A 14,436-nucleotide genomic window follows, 5' to 3' on the forward strand; every position below is an offset into this window, starting at 1 on the left:
ACCAGGACTTTTGTTTTTCCCCTTGGCGCTGCTTTATTTGGGCTGAAACCTGAGCTAGACAGTGGTGCAAAACCATCTCAATCGCCGCTGGGGCCGCTGAGCATGGCTTGTCAGCAGTGACCGGGCAAAATACCCTTCTAAGGGATTTGATGCCACCACACCACCCGCAGGTTTGTTATGGGTTGTGCAACCAGATCAGAACCCTGCTTTAAAGCGCGATCGCCAGGCAGCAGCTACCCCAAGTAGGTAAACACGCTGGCCATGAAGCCCAGGGCTGCAAACACTAGACCAGCGCCCATTAGATTGGTTTGTAATGCCGTAAGTCGGTAGGCAGGGCGCAGCCAAAACCTCAGAATTTGGCTGATTCGTGGCATCACTATCCAGGTCAAAATTGAGGAAGTAATTAAATTGTTGATTACCAGCGAGGTAGCCATGGGCCACGACTGCATAATTCCCAGGGCACTAAACACCATGCTCTGAATCATCAGCGTAGGGTAAAGACCCAGCACGACCGCCAGCACCTGCTTCCAGGGCGGCGGCCCCAGGCTGTGCTGCTCTGCCCCGCCGGTATGGTTTGAAAACCAACCCTCTAAGCCGGTGCTAAACGACTTATATCGGTAGGCCAAAAAAGTGTCGCGCCCCTGCTCAAAGAGGTTGGCGCGAACACCTGATTTTAGCCAATGGTTCAGGTCTTCCGGCGTTCTGAAATGAACAATCGAGTACCACTTCACCACCCCGTCGCCGCAGTCCAAAGGCGGACACAAATCGTTGCGAGTATAGCCCTCAAACTGGCTCGCTGCTTTCATCAGCTGACCATACCACCGTCGAAACACCCCTTCCGCCTGCTGACCTTCGGGCACGATATATTCCACGATAAATGTGGAGTAAAAATGGTCGTCTTGGGAATTCTGAGAGTCTTGGGAGTCCTGACTGATTTCAGAGGAGGAAGCCATGGCAAATTAGTAGTGAAAGAAGAAGGCTCGAGCAGCAAAAAAGCCCCCCAGCAGCAAAACCCAGAGCAGGTTCTGCCTAATGCCTTTAAGCTCCGCCAAGATTTGCTCAGCCTGGATGCTCGTCATCGGAGCGGCGTTAGGCGCAGTCTCTGATTCTAGAGGAGAAGTCGGTACAGTTTCGCCTGAGGAGTTAGCCCTGCCTTCAGGGACGGCTGCGCCGGTAGGCTGATGGGTAGATTCTAAATCAGGCATAGGTCAAGGAATGATATTGGGGACAAGGTTTGAGCCAGGTCATACCCCACTAACGTACTATCCCAGACTCGCAGGCTCAATAGCCCATGTGGCTTGACCATGACTTGCCCGCCAGAATTGCCCGCCAGAATTGCCTGACAAAATTGCCCGTCAGGATTGCCCCCGAGAGCCAGTTCCCAAGCCAGAATCCTTAAGATTCTGTGTCAAACTTGTCTGAGATTCTTCAAAGTACGTAACAATTAATTGAAGATACATTTCCTCCCCTTGGCACAAGAGACCCTAAACGAGCAAACCGAAGACCTCAGCAGCCTGTTGAAAAAGGCCGCCTTGATTGCGGTGGCGCTGGTTACAGCGGTGGTACTGAGTCTTGTAGCGGTACGCTATTCCCAGGCCTCGGATCCCTACGTTCACCAGGTGCTGTCTATGGAGGGCGATGGCAGCCGAGGCGAAGCCATCTTTAAGATGAATTGCGCCGTGTGCCACGGCATTGCGGCTACCGGCGAGGTGGGGCCAAAGCTGCTGGGCGTATCTGACCACAAAACAAAAGTGGGCCTGATCAATCAGGTCATCAGCGGCCAAACTCCCCCAATGCCTCAGTTTCAGCCTGAGCCTCAGGATATGGCCGATCTGCTCATCTATCTAGAGCAACTGTAGCGATCTCATCCCAGGGCCGAGCCTGGCATGGGGATTTGTTACAGACTTTTATGAGAACTCTGAATACAGCTCCGGCTGGACTGCGATCGCGCCCCAGAGATTTCAGCTCGATCTGGACTGCGTCTAAAGCCCTAAGGCTAAAGCTTTCAGGCGATTTAGTTCAGCGATCGCTCTCGGCCTCAGCCCCAAAACCATTAAGTTTCGAGAGAAAATTTGTTTACAAAACTCCACGATTGCAGTAACATGTACTTACACGGATCACAAATCTACACGGTTTGTCCTGTGTACCTTGAAACGATAAATACCAAGGACTAATACATCATGACTACGACTCTACAGCGGCGCGAAAGCGCCAATCTGTGGGAGCAGTTCTGTCAGTGGGTCACCAGCACCGAGAACCGCCTGTACATTGGCTGGTTCGGCGTGCTGATGATTCCCACCCTGCTAGCTGCGACCGCCTGCTTCGTGATTGCCTTCATCGCCGCCCCCCCCGTCGACATCGACGGCATCCGTGAGCCCGTCGCTGGCTCGCTGATGTACGGCAACAACATCATCTCCGGTGCGGTGGTGCCGTCCTCCAACGCCATCGGCCTGCACTTCTACCCGATCTGGGAAGCCGCCTCCCTTGACGAGTGGCTGTACAACGGTGGTCCTTACCAACTCGTGATTTTCCACTTCCTCATTGGCGTCTTCTGCTATATGGGTCGTGAGTGGGAACTGAGCTACCGGTTGGGCATGCGCCCCTGGATCTGCGTCGCCTACAGCGCTCCTGTGGCTGCTGCTTCCGCCGTATTCCTGATTTACCCCCTGGGCCAAGGCTCGTTCTCGGACGGCATGCCCTTGGGTATCTCTGGTACCTTCAACTTCATGCTGGTATTCCAGGCTGAGCACAACATTCTGATGCACCCCTTCCACATGCTGGGCGTGGCCGGTGTGTTCGGTGGTTCGCTGTTCTCCGCCATGCACGGTTCACTGGTGACCTCGTCTCTAGTGCGTGAGACCACCGAGTCTGAGTCGCAGAACTACGGCTACAAGTTTGGCCAAGAAGAAGAGACCTACAACATCGTTGCGGCCCACGGCTACTTCGGTCGTCTCATCTTCCAATATGCCAGCTTCAACAACAGCCGCTCTCTGCACTTCTTCCTGGGCGCATGGCCTGTGATTGGCATCTGGTTTACGGCCCTGGGCATCAGCACGATGGCGTTCAACCTGAACGGGTTCAACTTCAACCAGTCGATTCTTGACTCGCAGGGACGAGTGATTGGCACCTGGGCTGATGTGATCAACCGTGCGAACCTGGGTATGGAAGTGATGCACGAGCGCAATGCTCACAACTTCCCCCTCGACCTGGCCACGGCTGAGGCCCCTGAAATCATCGGCTAGTCCCCTGTGACTACCCCATTGATAAATGGATAGGAAAAGCGCTCCCCTCGGGGGGCGCTTTTTGCTGTGTGTGGTGGTTACTCGTAGGTGTAGGCAGGGAGGCGAGAGTCGGTGATGCGATCGCAGTTGACATTGACGGCTTGGACGCTACCCCTGGCCATGGGCAATATTGGCTGGCAGAGGCATTTTTGAGAAGGCTCAGTTCGAAGATTTGAATTAGCCCATCCACCGAGGACAGCCTTATTAAACTTAAGGTTGCGCTGGCTTTAAACGCTCTGGCACAATGTCAATCTCAGTGGTTGAATAGGGTTGACCGTTCAAGCATCGACGAAATTCATCTCTCACTCTCAGACCACTGTGCCAAGTGGTATTGGCAACAGATCGACCATCGATCGCTACATCAAAACTTTGGACATCTTCCATGCCCGCCAGCGCGGCATCAATGGTCGGCACAGCAAAAGCAATGACTCCATAGGGTAGATCGGGTACTGAATAGTTGAATGCCTGCACTGTTACAGAGGGGTAATCGTTTTGGGTCAGCGTAACGGCGATCATCTCCACCGTTTCAGGCTTCGGAATTGCTTCTGCTGAAAAGGTAAGTAAAGCCCCATCGTAGTCGCCACCCGGCCCCGACAGATTGATCATCACCGGTGCATGGTTAGCAGCCGGGTCCATGGATGCCTTTAAGAAGGAGGCAACGCAATATTCGCCAAGGGGTTCACTTGCTGATATAGACGTTGGGAAAAGTCTCCAGCTGCCAGACAAATATCTCAAATAGTCTGGATCTAGCAGTAATTCCGCTTGCTGTTGCAGCTGGAGCAGAAGGGCGGCACTTTGCAATTCGAGGGCCGCCGACTCTGGGTCGTAATAGGTCGAGCTATCACTGCCTTGATCGTCTGGATAATCTGGATAATCTTGATAATCCGGATCCGTATCACAGAGGAGGACAGAGGCAACTCCATTGCCACCTTGGGTACTGCCAACGACTATCTCGCCAGGGCCAGCCGAACCGCAGGGATATTCAGCTTGTGCTGCCGGCACCAAGAAAGCTATGCCTGCGGCAAGCGGCAAGCCAAACAGCGAAAGTTTGCTGAATGAGGCTCTTGAGAAATTCATGTTTAGCGTCCTAATTTAAAAATACTTTTCAATTAAGTGGAAGGTTTCTAAAACCTATAATGTGTGGTCAGAGATGTACCCATGGCCCAAAAAAGTGAAAGAAAATGACGACGTTCAGATTTGGTTGATCAGATTTAGTTTTTGCTCTATTTAGGGTTGCCAAATCTGCACCTCTGAGGCCTGAGTCGAAACTAGGAAAAGATTGTTAGGGCTGAAGCTAATCTGCTGGGCGTTGGGGATAATAGTTAGCCTAGCGCCGGTCGTTACCTCCCTCAAATCGATGCCAAACCCAGAGGGGATAAGCGAACTGGCGGGACCTCTACCGTCGAGTCCACTCAGTGGAACAGCGAAGGTGTCGCCACTGGCGCTGAGGGTGATGGGACTGGGTGTGGCAGTGCTATCCAAACTACTCACCAGGCTGCCATCAACAACAATATCGCGATTGCCCGAGGCAACGCTGATCGAGCGATCGCTCCGATAGGTTTGCAGGTTCCAAAACAGCACCGACTGACTGCTGTCTCGGCTGATCAAAAGCTGTCCGGCGACGTCTACCGTCAGCGCTTGAATAGGCTGCTGGTGTTGACGCAGGGTAATAACCCTAGCGCCATTGTTTCTGTCCCAAAGCTTGATGCTGTTGTCGGTATCTAGCGTGGCCAGGTTGGCGCTGTTGGGCACAAACGCCATAGAAAACGGCAGCGCCGCACTCAGCGATTGGGCCTGCTGGGGTGAGAGCTGCACAATGACTTTGACCAGCCTGCCCGCCAAAATATCCCAAAGCTGAATGCTGCGCTCGGTGGCGATGGCTAAGCGTCGGCTGTCGGGGCTAATTTGCAGGGCTTGTACGGTCGTGGCTTCGGTTTCACCTGCGGTCAGGGGCAGGGTTTGCAGCAGTCTGCCGCTGCTGAGTTCCCACACTTTGACGGTGCGATCGCTGCTTCCTGTAATTAGAAACTGCCTGTCGGGGCTGATAGCGATCGCCGTAATCTCAGTCCCATGAGCCGTCCAGCTTCGCACCGGGTTTCCAGTGGTGGTATCCCAAACTTGGACGTTGCCGCTGTTGAGTCCGGCCACAATCTGCTGACTGTTTGGATTAAATACAATGGCACGCGCCTCAGCCTGAGTCAGGTCTGGTTTTAACAGCGTAATTCGACGAGTCCCGCGCGATAGGTTCCACAGCGCTAAGGCACCGCGCTCTGGCTGCGATCCTCCGGCAGATTGCCGGCTAGCGATGGCCAGCAGTTCGCTGTCAGGACTGATGGCCTGGGCAATTGGGCGAATGTTGCTGCTGCCAGCAGGATAGAGAGAGTTGAGAGAGATTCGGTAAAGGCGTCCGGGCGATCGCCAGGTAGGCGCTGTCGCAAATGATGCATCCGCCACAATCTGGGTGCTGGCCTGAGCATCGGGAATGGGGGCTGCGATTGCGCTAGAACCAATCGGGCTGCTCATGAGTCCTAACATCAACCAGCGAAAAATAGACAAAAACGATACGGGGCAATAGTTCATGACAAGACCGTCATCAGGTTGAAACTAGGAACTGATCCGACAGATACCGGGAGTAGAACGAACAAAGCGCTCAGCGCTGAGATAGTGCACAATCTGAACGTGAGTAGGAATGCCTTGAAAGGGTCGCAGGCTGGCGTAAAGGCCATAGCGAGAAGCCGTGACGCTGTAGAGTCCTGCACCGTCGTTAGGCAGACCGCTAAACCCATCTGTAAACGGCAGGCTGGAATAGTCGGCGTCGGGGGCAAGTACCTCGAAGTGCTTCAGCACTGTGCGATTCAGTAATGTCTGAACCTGGCCGTTGCTGCTGTGCTTTTTAAGCGTCATGCTTAGCTGTGACTCGGCTTCGATGGGGCGCATCTGCTGACCCGCTTTGTCGAGATCAATTTGTCCGGCAATTTGGTAGATCAGCGTAGTTCCATGGTCAGCCAGAATAAAGGCTTCGCATGAGAGAGTTTGGGCGATCGCGGCGTTAGCAGGCGCCGGACTCAAATCGGAGAACCAGGCAAGGCTCAGCAAAATTCCTTTCATGGTCGATTTGCTAAAAATTTCCACAGGATTTGATTGTGCGATTAGAGGTGTTTCAATCCGAGCTTTGAATGAATGGACACAGCACCCATCATGCATCCTGTCGAAAAATATGTAGAAGCGGTATCAGTTTTTGCAACACGCCCTTTCTTTTCGCACATGAATAACGGCTTTTCCAATTACTTGCCGCTGCTCAAGTTGGCGAATGGCTACGGGAACCTCCTCCAGGCTGTAAGAGCGGTCAATCAGCGGAAGAATTTTGCCTGCTTCGATCAGCTCTCGCAGTGTGGCCAAGTCGGCTGCATTGGGCTTTACCATTAAAGATTTCACCGTGCGATCGCTCACTTTTGAAATTAGCGATCCCAAAATCATGACGAGGAACAATCGGGCGATCGCACCCCCCACCAGCACATAGGTTCCTTTGGGTTTTAGCAGAGGCAAATAGTCAAGAACTGACCGATAGGCCGCCATATCAATAATTAAGTCATAGGACTCCTTCTGGCTCAGATCTACTTGGGCGTAGTCAATCACATCGTCTGCGCCGAGCGCCTTGATTCGATCTACTTTTGCGCGGCTGCATACAGCGGTCACCTTAGCGCCGAAAGCCTTCGCAATCTGCACGGCAAACGAGCCCACACCCCCCGAAGCGCCGTTGATAAGCACCCGCTGACCGGGCTGAACCCTGCCAATATCGCGGAGAGCCTGTAGGGCCGTCATCGCCGCACCCGGCACCGCTGCCGCCGCTGCAAAGGTGAGATTGTTGGGCTTTAGAGCTAGGGCCTCTTCTGTGGCGCTGGCATATTCAGCAAACGCCCCAAACCCACATTCCGACAGGTCGCCAAAGACCTCGTCGCCAATCTGAAAGCGAGTGACTTGGTTGCCGACAGCCTCAACCGTCCCCGCCACGTCGAATCCAAGGGTCTTAATCTTTGGCTTCAAAAGTCCTCCAAACATCAGCCGAACAAGATACGGACTGCCCCGCATTAAATGCCAGTCGCCTGCATTGACAGAGGCTGCCTGAACCCGCACCAGCACGGTGTCGGCTTGAACCCCTGGTTGCTCTACCTCCGCCAGCGTCAGCACGTCTGGCGAACCATATTCGCTCTGGGCGATCGCTTTCATGGCATAAATTTCCTACCAAACTTACGGCGTAAGCCTAGCACAGACTTACAGTGTATGTAAAAATGGAGCTGCGAGTAACAAAACGTTGTACTTGGGCTTATTCTTTGAATATCCCGGTCACCTCCAAACGCAAGGATGGCTAAGAAAACCAGCTCCAAAAAGCCAGAACGTCTTCCCCTGAGCAGAGAACGGATATTGCAGACTGCGCTCCGTTTAGCAGATGAAGGCGGGCTTGAGGCGCTCTCTATGCGAAAGCTAGCTGAGGCGCTCGGCGTTAAGGCCATGTCGCTGTACAACCACATTGCAAATAGAGATGATTTGATCGATGGCATTGTCGATGGCGTGGTGAGTGAAATAGATTTGCCCAAACTCGATGCCGATTGGAAGACCGCCATGCGGCGGCGGGCAATTTCTGCCCATGCGGTGCTGCTGCGGCATCCCTGGGCTACGATGCCGCTGGTGTCGCGGGTAAATGTGGGACCGGCGATGCTGCGCTACGTAGATTCAACCCTAGGATGCCTAAAAGAGGCGGGCTTTTCATTTGAAATGGCCGATCACGCGTGGAATGCCATCGATAGTCATGTCTATGGATTTACGCTTCAGGAGCTGAACTTTCCGGTCGAGGCATCAGACTACTCGGAGACAGCCGCCGACTACCTGCCGCAAATTCCTGCCGAGCAATATCCCTACATGAATCAGCTCGCGCAACGCGTCATACAAGGCGATTATGATGGCCTTCACGCTTTTGAGTTTGGGCTTGATCTCATTCTCGATGGACTAGACAGACTGCTGAAATAGCACAATCGAATTACTCTCCTTTCTTAATAGGTCCCATAGGGCAACCTGTGAAAAAAAAAGATTGCCATGGGATAGGTGACGATCGCTATCTACCATGCAATAACTCAACTTTCCGGAATATTGGCTTAAATTGGGGAAGATTAGTCAAGGTGCAATGGCAGCCTCAAAATTTAACGGCACGTTGGCTTTGATTTCTATGATGAGAATTTGGTCGCTTGGCCTGGTGTTGCCCGCGCTGACCCTAACAGCCCCGGCAGTACTGGCTCAATCCCCCACCCTGGTTAGCTTAGCGGTATCGTCAACCCCCGATGAGCAAGGCGTTTATAGCTTTGACGTTGAACCCGGAGATGTCGTCTCCACTACAGTCCAAACCAGCCCCGATGACCCGAGTCCATCCTGTTTTCCCGAGTTTATCGGCGGCCCGAGCCCCGATCTGACCATCGTTGGCTACATTACCCAAACTCCTTACAGCGACAGCGCCGTGATGCAGTTCACTGCGCAAAATGCCGGGCACTATCGCTACCAGGTGGTGCCAACGCGTCGGTTAGAGAGCGTATTTGGTGAAGAAGAGCCTGAGCCGGTGCTGCCCTCTGACGACCCAGCAGAGGGCCACTGGTGCCGGGTTACGGTGCAGCCTGCATCGTCTGCGGAGCAGCTTTGGGCGATCGCCAACCGTCTTTACGACCAGCGCGAAGATCTGGAGCAAGCCCTCGATCTGTACCGCCAGGTAATCGCCACCGAGCCGGGCTATCCCGAACCCTACGAGCGCTATTTTCATCTGCTAATCGGGTTGAATATCGGCGATCTATCGGCGACTTCAGCCGATGACCCTGCCGTGGCCGCATGGTTTATGGACCTACCCGATTCGGTGCAGCAGGCCATTCTAGAGACCTCAGAGCAATTGGCTCAGCTCTATGAAGCCAACCCCACCTGGCAGCTTAAACCCGAAGATGATCCCGACTTTTGGCGCGGCTACGCCACCTACCTCCAAACTGGGGTCGCCCCTGAGGTCGTCAGCGATGTGCTGTTTCCTTAGGTATTTGGGGCGCGATCGCCCATCCAACCCGCTTTTGACTCCACCTATAGCTAGCGCCAAACAGGTTAGGACACTGCACAGGTAGCTCCCGTGCGATAGCTACACGCCAATGCGCTGTCCCTGTCTCCGCATCGCCGACCCCCACTCTCCTAGGCGCATTGGCAACAGCTATACATCCACCGCCGTTGCCCTTAACCAGCACCGCCCATTCAACGAGATTTCGACCATGAAAAGACCTTTTAGATCGCTACCTACTCGCGTTTCAGCCGCTGCGCTGCTCGGGTTTGTTGGGTTCGTGGCGGGCTGTACCAACGCCACGGGTACCAGTAGTCAGGCCAACGCTGCCGCGCCTGTGTCTCAGACCGCGCCTGCTCAAGCTAGCTCAAAGGAGACCGCTCAGTCTTCAGACCAGCTTGGGCTTGAGGAAAACATGCCCTACGAAGACGCCCGTAACCGTTTACTTCACCAGGGCTGGGAACCGCGCACCGACGGCGATGCGCCCAACCTCAACGATTCCACTGTTAGGGAACTGGTTGATTTGGGCTACCCAGAAGTCAAAGACTGCGCGGGAACCGGGCTAGGTCCTTGTCTGTTTGAATTTGTAAATCAGGCCGGAGAAGTACTTGATGTATCGACCATTCAAAATGGCTCAGGCACCAATCGAGAACGCTTCGTTTGGCACTGGTCTTTTGAGGATGGTGCAGGTACTGGCCAGGCCCAAGCCGCCGCGAGTACAGGTGCAGCACTCCCATTTTTTGGCGAACGTTTTTTTAACTTCTACGGCGGCAACGGCACCGGGGAATCGATCATCATTGAGCTAGATGGCGCTACTACAGTTAGCGCTCACGGCACCGAAAGCAGTTCTGTTATCTATCGCGGACAGTTCTCTAATCCCATTGTTACTAGCGAAGGTGAACGATTACAAATAGAGGGCGACAGGATATCGATGGTGTCGGCAAATGGCCAGGTAATCCGAGGCTGTAGCGGCGAAAATAAACCCTGCGAGTCGGGTCTTTACGAAGCCACAACCTCTGCTTCTATCCCCGATGGGTACTATGTTCTGGGTGGCACCGATCAGGGGCTAGAAGTATCGGGTGATCGGTATCGCTACTACGACGAAATGGGCAGCTATGACTGGTATCCTCTTTCCAATCTAACCCTCATCCAAGACAACGTAGTCTTTGATGGGGAAAATTACTGGTGCATTCCTCCCAAAGGTGAAGCGGGCGTCTGCACCGAAAACGGCTGGCGATCGGTTCAAGAAAGCCTGTCTGAGCAGGGCAAGTCATAACCTACTAGATCTGAGCCAATACGCTGATTGACTGACAAAAGTTCTGATATAGGTTGGTGTTGAGATTTAGCGTAACCCACCTGAGGCAGCATAAGGGTTTCAAGGTTTTTTTCAGTCAACCGGGTCACTATATTGTTTTTTCAGCAATTCTCATAAAGGCCTGCCCAATAATGTGGAAGAATCGACTTTTTTCTAATCCTACCTGGATCGGACTTTTTGTTTTGGGTTTATCTGGATCACTCACGGTTGGCTGCACAAGTTCTACCGCATCCAGTGGCCAATCAATTCCTGCAGGTCAGCTCAGCCCAGCTAGCAGCACCTTTCCCCAAGCATCAACCAATTCACCCCAGGTAGAGCCAGTGGCCGCCTCAGAAAACATCACTACTCCATCCCAACAATCTGCTTCAACCAGCCCCGCTGTAGCCCAGCAAACGTCATCGCCCCGATCGCAACAATCGCTAGATTTACCTGAGCGGGAGCTCATGCTGGGAGGTCTTTCGCTCAATGAGGAGGGCAGAACGGTCATCCGTGAATTTGGCCAGCCGACTCAGACCAGCAGCGGCTACTATTCCTCCCTCGAATACCCCGGTTTCACCGTTTGGCTGGATGAAGGGGTGGTAACCGGCATGACCAGCACCAGTGACCAGTACTGCACTCCGGCGGGGGTGTGCCCAGGCATGGCCTTTGCCCAGGTGCGCGAGCTGTATGGATTGCCGGTGGTGAGCGATCGCGAGGATGGTCAGTTTATGGAGTACTACACCGCCGAGACCTCATGCTGGCTAAAAATTGCCCTGAATGGCCCCATGGGTCACGAACTTGTCGAGTCAGTCAGTGTCGTATGTCAGCCCTAAAGGCACAGGCAGTATTTGAGGCGTTGAAGCCACCTTTCCACAGGGAAATCGCCCCACCGCCCCACGATAGTTGCCGCTGCTCTGCTGATTGGTTAACCGCACCGCCCTATGCAGCCGTGCCGGTTTAGGTCATGCTAGATACCGAAAACCCAGTACGTTAACCGAAACACGTTGCAGAGGAATTAGAGCCATGGCTGAAATGGATCCTGTTAAGTTGATGAAGCAGGAAGTGGGTCGCCAGGCGGCGGCGCGGGTGCAGTCTAACACCGTGATTGGGTTGGGCACCGGGTCAACCACAGCCTTTGCCATTCAGTTCATTGGTGAGCGGCTGGCCAGCGGCGAAATCAGCAACATCAAAGGCGTGCCCACTTCCTTTCAGGCCTCGGTGCTGGCCAAGCAGTACGGCATTCCCCTCACCACCCTGGACGAAGGCGACGAGATCGCCCTGGCCATTGACGGAGCCGACGAAGTTGACCCTCAAATGAACCTGGTGAAGGGGGGCGGTGCCGCCCACACTCGCGAGAAAATTGTGGATTCTCTCGCCAAAGAATTTATTGTCGTGGTCGATAGCTCGAAGCTGGTCGATAAGCTGGGCACCACCTTTGCCCTGCCGGTGGAAGTCATGCCCCTGGCCGTTACTCCCGTCACTAAGGCTCTGGAAGCTCTGGGCGGCAAGCCTGACCTGCGCATGGGCATCAAAAAAGACGGCCCGGTGATTACCGACCAGGGCAACATGATTTTGGATGTGAAATTCGATGCGATCGACGACCCCGCCGGGCTAGAGAAAACCATCAACAACATCCCCGGCGTGCTCGACAATGGCCTGTTTGTGGGCGTTGCCACCGAAGTGCTGGTGGGCGAAGTGAAAGACGGCCAGGCCAGCGTTCGCAAGCTGTAGCCTCGTTAATCTGCGGATGTGGACAACGGGTAGTGGGCGATCGCCACAACCATTTCTCGCTCGCACTCGTCCGCAGGGGGGCATACCTACCACATCAACAGTGGCGCCTACCTTTAATGGGGAAACGCGTCATGGGGAAATGCGTCGTTGACTAATGCCGGGGCGGCAAAGGGAAACCCCATAGTGTCTTGCCAAAGTACCGGCCCATGGCCTGCTCCTCGGGGCCATAGGCGTCCACCGCAATTCTCATGGTGATGCGCTCTTCTCCCTCGGCGTCTCGCTCTAGGTTGGCCGTGGCAGAATTCTAATTGCGGCTTGGGATAGTCCAGAGTAAACCATGGCTGAGCAAGAGACCTGGGGGGAGACGTGGGGGCAGCCTTTGGGGCTGTGCCTGATTCTATTTATGCTGTCGTACACGATTGGGGTGGTGCAGCCGATTATGCCGCCCATGGTGCGGGAGTTTGATTCCAGCGTGGGCTTTGTGCAGTCGGCCCTGGTGCTGATGTCGCTGGTGACCGCTTCGTTTACCCCCACTGCCGAAAACTTGAGTCGGCGGCTGGGGCGGCGTCGAGTGCTGGCAACTGCCCTGGGAATATTTGCCCTGGGGATTGTTGTCGTTGTCGTTAGCCCCGGTATTGGCCTCTTTACCCTGGGGCTGGCGGGGATATTGGGCGTGGCGGGGGCGGTGCTGGTGAGCACTCCAGTGGCCCTAATAGAAGCCATGTACCCCGATGCTATGGGGCAAAAATATGCGCTGGTCGCCCTGGCGATCGCGGGCGTAGTTGGTTCTCTGATCGGTTCGCTAACCGGCGGCCTGATGGCCTTTGACTTTAGCTGGCGGTGGGCCTTTGCCTTTGAGCTGGGGTTAATTCCCATCATTTGGCTGCTGGTGCGCCCCATTGAAATGTCAACCCCCAGCGCTACGCAGCCGATTGACTGGCTGGGGGGGCTGCTGTCGGTGGCGGGGTTTGGGCTCAGCCTGGTGGGGCTGAGCCTGACCTCTGAGGTGGGCTGGTGGCAGCCCAAGGGCGAACCCCAGGCCCTGAATTTTTTGCTGGCACCCTTCGGCATTTCGGTTGCCCCAGTATTGATAGGGGCAGGGCTAATTTGCCTGGGGCTGCTGGTCTTTTGGGAACGAGAGCGATCGCGCCAGGGCCAGCCCTCACTGCTGCGGCTGGGGGTGTTTAACCGCCGCATTTACACCCTGGGGCTAACCATTGGCACCCTGCACACCATGATCACGGTCGGGGTGCAGTTCAATCTGTTTCAGTTTATTCCGGCGGTAATCGGGCTCAACTCGGTGCAAACTTCCATCGCGGTGAGCCCCTTCACCATTGCCCAGCTGGCGGTGCTGCTGCTGCTGGTCAAGCGGCGGCCCCAGTTTCCGCCCCGCTATTTGTTGCAGGCGGGGCTAGTGGTCAAAGCCGTCGGTATTGCCATGCTGGCAGCCGTCATCAATCCGCCGATCACCGCCCTGGGGCTGCTGCCCGCCCTGGTGGTCATGGGCAGCGGCACCGGAATTTTCGCGACCTACATCACCTCGCTGACCTTTGCCGATACCCACAAAAACCAAAAAGTCGAAGCGCGGGGAGTGTATCGTCCGTTTCAAAACCTGGGGGCCTCGCTGGGCCGAGGGATTTTAGGCACGCTGTTGATCGCTCTAGCCTCGATTCAGATCGTCGATGGCATTGTGGCTGAGCTGGGGAAATCTATCGACCCAGAGGTGCGGTGCGACGCAATTCGATCGCTCCAGGTGGCCATTCAAACCCTGCGGCGCAGCGATCGCCAGACGCTGTTTGACCAACTGCCCGACTCCATTCAGCCCGCCCTCAACGGCATTTTGCAAGCGGCGGCGGTAAACGCGATGCAGAGTACGCTGCTGATCAGTTTGGCCCTGTGCCTGCTGTGCCTGGGGCTGTCGTTTTTGCTGCCCAAGACGGTCAAGACTCTAGAAGCCCCCATCGAGTAAGGGCGAGGTAGTGGCAGCAGGCTCGCCAGCTCAGCCGACAAAAATGTGATTTACGATATGAGCGAGTTTCGGCGGCTGCCCTGCC

General features: G+C 54.8%; 13 protein-coding genes. 8 read left to right on the forward strand and 5 right to left on the reverse strand.

Going from position 1 to position 14,436, the window contains the following annotated elements; translation table 11 throughout:
• Nucleotides 1-233: 233 nt before the first annotated feature.
• Nucleotides 234-953 carry a putative antibiotic biosynthesis monooxygenase gene (locus LEPTO7104_RS0107765; protein ID WP_017297991.1) on the reverse strand — a complete coding sequence of 240 codons (720 nt, stop codon included), beginning with the start codon at nucleotides 951-953 and terminating at the stop codon, nucleotides 234-236.
• Between the two features lie 516 nt (nucleotides 954-1,469).
• Between LEPTO7104_RS0107765 and LEPTO7104_RS41165 the strand changes: the two genes are divergently transcribed.
• Together LEPTO7104_RS41165 and psbA are read left to right on the forward strand one after the other, a co-directional pair.
• Entirely contained in the window at nucleotides 1,470-1,859 is a 390-nt protein-coding gene (locus tag LEPTO7104_RS41165; protein WP_017297993.1) for a c-type cytochrome, read from the forward strand.
• 321 nt (nucleotides 1,860-2,180) lie between these two features.
• On the forward strand, nucleotides 2,181-3,242 hold the full coding sequence (gene psbA / locus LEPTO7104_RS0107780) for a photosystem II q(b) protein (protein WP_017297994.1): 1,062 nt from the start codon (nucleotides 2,181-2,183) through the stop codon (nucleotides 3,240-3,242).
• Nucleotides 3,243-3,491: 249 nt separating this feature from the next.
• Here the strand turns inward: psbA and LEPTO7104_RS0107790 are convergent, their stop codons facing one another.
• From LEPTO7104_RS0107790 to LEPTO7104_RS0107805, 4 genes are all read right to left on the reverse strand, one after another.
• Nucleotides 3,492-4,358 (reverse strand): hypothetical protein, encoded by an 867-nt coding sequence (locus LEPTO7104_RS0107790; protein WP_040695330.1) that lies wholly within the window; start codon nucleotides 4,356-4,358, stop codon nucleotides 3,492-3,494.
• A gap of 150 nt (nucleotides 4,359-4,508) precedes the next feature.
• On the reverse strand, nucleotides 4,509-5,804 hold the full coding sequence (locus LEPTO7104_RS0107795) for a WD40 repeat domain-containing protein (protein WP_225886944.1): 1,296 nt from the start codon (nucleotides 5,802-5,804) through the stop codon (nucleotides 4,509-4,511).
• Nucleotides 5,805-5,885: 81 nt separating this feature from the next.
• The gene (locus LEPTO7104_RS0107800; RefSeq protein WP_155523553.1) at nucleotides 5,886-6,389 is read right to left on the reverse strand and encodes a hypothetical protein; all 504 of its coding nucleotides are present in this window, start codon (nucleotides 6,387-6,389) and stop codon (nucleotides 5,886-5,888) included.
• Nucleotides 6,390-6,512: 123 nt separating this feature from the next.
• Nucleotides 6,513-7,508 carry an NAD(P)-dependent alcohol dehydrogenase gene (locus LEPTO7104_RS0107805; RefSeq protein ID WP_017297999.1) on the reverse strand — a complete coding sequence of 332 codons (996 nt, stop codon included), beginning with the start codon at nucleotides 7,506-7,508 and terminating at the stop codon, nucleotides 6,513-6,515.
• A gap of 135 nt (nucleotides 7,509-7,643) precedes the next feature.
• Between LEPTO7104_RS0107805 and LEPTO7104_RS0107810 the strand changes: the two genes are divergently transcribed.
• The 6 genes from LEPTO7104_RS0107810 to LEPTO7104_RS0107835 all read left to right on the forward strand — a co-directional run bounded on the left by LEPTO7104_RS0107810 (nucleotide 7,644) and on the right by LEPTO7104_RS0107835 (nucleotide 14,351).
• Nucleotides 7,644-8,306, forward strand: coding sequence for a TetR/AcrR family transcriptional regulator (locus LEPTO7104_RS0107810; protein ID WP_026072476.1), 663 nt, complete (start codon nucleotides 7,644-7,646; stop codon nucleotides 8,304-8,306).
• A 196-nt stretch (nucleotides 8,307-8,502) separates the two neighbouring features.
• Nucleotides 8,503-9,342 carry a hypothetical protein gene (locus LEPTO7104_RS0107815; protein ID WP_155523554.1) on the forward strand — a complete coding sequence of 280 codons (840 nt, stop codon included), beginning with the start codon at nucleotides 8,503-8,505 and terminating at the stop codon, nucleotides 9,340-9,342.
• Nucleotides 9,343-9,568: 226 nt separating this feature from the next.
• Nucleotides 9,569-10,633: a hypothetical protein gene (locus LEPTO7104_RS0107820; protein ID WP_155523555.1), complete on the forward strand. Its 1,065-nt coding sequence runs from the start codon at nucleotides 9,569-9,571 to the stop codon at nucleotides 10,631-10,633.
• Nucleotides 10,634-10,992: 359 nt separating this feature from the next.
• Nucleotides 10,993-11,484 carry a hypothetical protein gene (locus LEPTO7104_RS0107825; protein WP_155523556.1) on the forward strand — a complete coding sequence of 164 codons (492 nt, stop codon included), beginning with the start codon at nucleotides 10,993-10,995 and terminating at the stop codon, nucleotides 11,482-11,484.
• 190 nt (nucleotides 11,485-11,674) lie between these two features.
• Nucleotides 11,675-12,382 carry a ribose-5-phosphate isomerase RpiA gene (gene rpiA / locus LEPTO7104_RS0107830; RefSeq protein WP_017298004.1) on the forward strand — a complete coding sequence of 236 codons (708 nt, stop codon included), beginning with the start codon at nucleotides 11,675-11,677 and terminating at the stop codon, nucleotides 12,380-12,382.
• Between the two features lie 337 nt (nucleotides 12,383-12,719).
• Nucleotides 12,720-14,351, forward strand: a complete 1,632-nt coding sequence (locus tag LEPTO7104_RS0107835; RefSeq protein WP_017298005.1) for an MFS transporter — start codon at nucleotides 12,720-12,722, stop codon at nucleotides 14,349-14,351.
• Nucleotides 14,352-14,436 lie beyond the last annotated feature (85 nt).

Origin of the sequence: Nodosilinea nodulosa PCC 7104, from assembly GCF_000309385.1 — a bacterium.
Taxonomy (GTDB): Bacteria; Cyanobacteriota; Cyanobacteriia; order Phormidesmidales; family Phormidesmidaceae; genus Nodosilinea; species Nodosilinea nodulosa.